The following is a 3,385-nucleotide window of genomic DNA, read 5'->3' as shown; positions in this document are numbered from 1 at the left end:
CCCTCTCGGGCTTTCCTCCGGGCGCTTCCCTTCGGTCTTGCGTTTCCGACTCTATCAGATCTTTCCGATCCGATTTCCTCGGTGCTTTCCAGGTTTCCGCTCTCGCGGTTTCCTTTCCGGCGGTTCCGACTTTATCAGATGTTTCAGGCTGTTTGATCAGCCATCCAATTTCCGATTCATCGGGGGTGGCTCGCTGGAATCGATGTTCCGTGGAGCCTGTAGATACTCGCTGTAGCCGACCGGACGCCGTCCAGTTCCAGGCAACTGTTCGAATCTACCTCCTCGTCCACTCCGTGTCAACGGGGTTTCCGGGGCGAAGGAGAGATTAACAGCTTCCGAGGGGTGGATGCACATCAGGCGGCCGTCGGCAGCGTGGCGCTGCGCTCTGCCGCCTCCACGTCACCGCTCTCGCCCTCCCGTACGGCCCTCCCGCCCAGCACGAAGACGTACGTCAGGAAGGCCGCCTCGGCGGCGATGCCGATGGCGATGCGGGCCCACGGGGGCAGGCCCGACGGGGTGACGAAGCCTTCGATCGCACCGGAGACGAAGAGGACGAGGGCGAGGCCTATGGCCATGCCGATGGCGGCACGGCCTTCCTCGGCCAGGGCGGTACGACGGTTGCGCGGGCCGGGATCGATGACGGTCCAGCCCAGGCGCAGGCCGGTGCCGGCGGCGACGAAGACCGCCGTCAGTTCGAGCAGACCGTGGGGGAGGACCAGGCCGAGAAAGATGTCCAGGCGGCCGGCGGAGGACATCAGTCCGATGCCGACGCCCAGGTTGAGCATGTTCAGGAAGAGGATCCAGAGGACCGGCAGGCCAAGGAAGACCCCCATGACGAGGCAGACGGCGGCGGCCTGTGCGTTGTTCGTCCACACCTGGGCGGCGAAGGAGGCTGCCGGGTGGCTCGAGTAGTAGGTCTCGTACTCGCCTCCCGGGCGGGTGAGCCGGCGCAGCTCCTCGGGGGCGGCGATGGCGGACTGGACGTCGGGGTGGGTTCCGATCCACCAGCCGAGCAGGGCGGCGACCACGATGGACAGCAGCGCCGCGGGTACCCACCAATGGCGGGAGCGGTACACGGCGGCGGGGAAACCCCGGGTGAGGAAGCGGGTCACGTCCCGCCAGGAGGCACGTCGGGTGCCGGTCACCGCACTACGCGCGCGTGCGACGAGCTGGCTGAGCCGGCCGGTCAGCTGAGGATCGGGGGCGCTGGATTGGATCAGGGAGAGATGGGTGGCGGTGCGTTGGTAAAGGGCGACGAGTTCGTCGGCCTCGGCTCCGGTGAGACGGCGCCGGCGTCCGAGCAGGATGTCGAGGCGTTCCCACTCGGCTCGGTGGGCGGAGACGAAGACGTCGAGGTCCATCGGTGTGCCTGCTCCTGCGCGGTTCGTCGGCGGCTCGGCCGGGGGTCAGCTTGTCGTACTGCGGCGCGATGCGCCCTCAGCTTGGCAGACTGGCGGTTCTCAGGGCAGGTCAGGGGAAGGGGCGTCGGGCGTGAGTGAGCTGGTGACGGGCGAGGCGGTGGCGTTGGAGTTGCGCCCCGCGAAACTGCCCAGCAGGGCGCTCGCCGTGCTGATCGATCTGGCCGTCGCCATGGCGGTGTACACGATCGTGACCTTGGTTCTATTGGTGGCGACGGCCTCGTTGGACGATGCGGCCCAGACGGCGGTGTCGATCGCGACGTTCGTGCTGGTGCTGGTGGGCGGTCCGATCGCCGTGGAGACGCTCAGTCACGGGCGCTCGCTGGGGAAGCTGGCGGCGGGGCTGCGGGTGGTGCGGGACGACGGGGGGCCGATCCGGTTCCGGCATGCGCTGGTGCGGGGGGCTGTCGGCGTGGTGGAGATCCTGCTGACGTTCGGGGTCGTGGCCTGTATCGCCTCGCTGGTGTCGGAGCGGGGGCGGCGGCTGGGTGATGTGTTCGCGGGGACGCTGGTCGTGCGGGAGCGGGTGCCGCAGACGAGGTCGGGGTTCCTGCCGCCTCCGCCGCCGTGGCTTGCGGGGCGGTTCGGGCAGCTGGACCTTTCGGCGGTGCCGGACGGGCTGTGGCTCGCGATCCGTCAGTACCTGACGCGGATGCAGCAGCTGGACCCGCAGGTCGGCTCTGACATGGCCCAGCGTCTCGCCGCCGACCTCGCGGCGCGTACGGGGGCTCCGGTGCCGCCCGGGGTCCCGCCGGCCGCGTTTCTCGCGGCGGTTCTCCAGGAGCGGCAGGCCAGGGAGGCCCGGCGTGCCTTCGCCGGCGGACCGCACGCGGCGATGCCGCGGGACGGTGGGCCGAGTGCGACCGCTGGGACTCCCGTCGCTCCTGCTCCCTTCGCCTCGGCGCCTGCGCCGACGCCGTTCGCCGGCCCGGGCGGGATGCCGTCCTCCCCCGCCCCCTCCCCCACCCCGTCTGCACCGAGCGCCCCGTCCTCTCCCGCCGGCTCCCCTGTCGAGCCGGCGGACGGCCGCTCCCGGACGGGCTTCGCTCCGCCCGCCTGATCCGCCTCAGGACACCCGGAAGCCGGGGAAGCGTGGCCGCTTAAGGGAAGACGGACGGCGGTGACTCGAGGTCCTCCAGCTCGATGCCGGGGGCTGCGAGGACCACGTCACCGGCGATGTGCACGGTGTGCTGCTCTCCCGTGTCCAGGGCTGTGACCTGGTATTCGTCCACGGTCAGGGGGCCGTTGTCAGTGGCGTGTGCTTCTCTTTTCAGCAAGGTCCAGGACTGGTCCACGGTGCGTGGGGCGAGCACCGGATCCGTGAACGCGACGAGGCGTACTCGGGTGGCGGGACCGGAGGGGGTGAGGCGCAGGAGCCGAGTGGTGGCGACGAGGAACGCGGGGGAGGTGCCGGTGAAGGCGTGGGCGCGCACATTGCCTTCGGTGGCATGGGAGCCGGTGGGGTCGGTGCGGACCCAGGTGACGCCGTCGAGGGCGGCGCCGCGCACCTGCCAGTCACCCGCGTGGAGTTCCAGGCGGAGGGGGCGGCCCAGCTCGTCGAGGGCAAGGTCGACGGAGCCGCGGTGATCGCCGGCCGGGGTGGTCAGCCGTGAGACATAGCGCCAGCCGGAGGGGCCGGGGGCGCACTGGAAGTGTTCTTCCGCGAGGGGGGTGTGATCGTGCGGATCATGGAGCGAATAGCGGCCGCGGGGCATGGGGGTCCTGGATCGTGACGGGGCGTTCCGGTGGGTCCGGCGAGTCGTAACCGGTGTCCGGCCAGTCGTGACGGGCTGGTCCGGAACATGGGGCAGGCCCCCGGCACGGGGGTGCGGGGGCCTGCCTCGGACCTCGGTCAGCGCTGCTGACGCGTGATCAGTAGCGGTAGTGGTCGGCCTTGTACGGGCCGTCCACGTCGACGCCGATGTACGCCGCCTGCTCCGGGCGCAGCGTCGTGAGCTTCACGCCGA

The 3,385-nt window shown here is 70.5% G+C and carries 4 protein-coding genes; 1 reads left to right on the top strand and 3 read right to left on the bottom strand.

Features of this window, described 5'->3' with window-relative positions:
- Positions 1-353: 353 nt before the first annotated feature.
- On the bottom strand, positions 354-1,361 hold the full coding sequence (locus tag AB0J12_RS39435) for a stage II sporulation protein M (protein WP_363269629.1): 1,008 nt from the start codon (positions 1,359-1,361) through the stop codon (positions 354-356).
- Positions 1,362-1,491: 130 nt separating this feature from the next.
- Between AB0J12_RS39435 and AB0J12_RS39430 the strand changes: the two genes are divergently transcribed.
- On the top strand, positions 1,492-2,478 hold the full coding sequence (locus AB0J12_RS39430; RefSeq protein WP_363269628.1) for an RDD family protein: 987 nt from the start codon (positions 1,492-1,494) through the stop codon (positions 2,476-2,478).
- A gap of 40 nt (positions 2,479-2,518) precedes the next feature.
- Here the strand turns inward: AB0J12_RS39430 and AB0J12_RS39425 are convergent, their stop codons facing one another.
- Positions 2,519-3,133, bottom strand: coding sequence for a hypothetical protein (locus AB0J12_RS39425; RefSeq protein ID WP_363269627.1), 615 nt, complete (start codon positions 3,131-3,133; stop codon positions 2,519-2,521).
- A 157-nt stretch (positions 3,134-3,290) separates the two neighbouring features.
- The coding region (locus AB0J12_RS39420) for an adenosylhomocysteinase (protein ID WP_363269630.1) at positions 3,291-3,385 on the bottom strand (95 nt) is incomplete at its 5' end.

The sequence above is a fragment of the Streptomyces sp. NPDC049915 genome (assembly GCF_040656475.1).
Lineage (GTDB): Bacteria > Actinomycetota > Actinomycetes > Streptomycetales > Streptomycetaceae > Streptomyces.
Note: the sequence above shows the minus strand (reverse complement) of the source record. Positions and strands in the feature narration are given on the sequence as shown.

Bases quoted from the DNA above. Each gene is read 5' to 3' on its own strand.
- AB0J12_RS39425 (WP_363269627.1), bottom strand. From the start codon at position 3,133: ATGCCCCGCGGCCGCTATTCGCTCCATGATCCGCACGATCACACCCCC.
- AB0J12_RS39435 (WP_363269629.1), bottom strand. From the start codon at position 1,361: ATGGACCTCGACGTCTTCGTCTCCGCCCACCGAGCCGAGTGGGAACGC.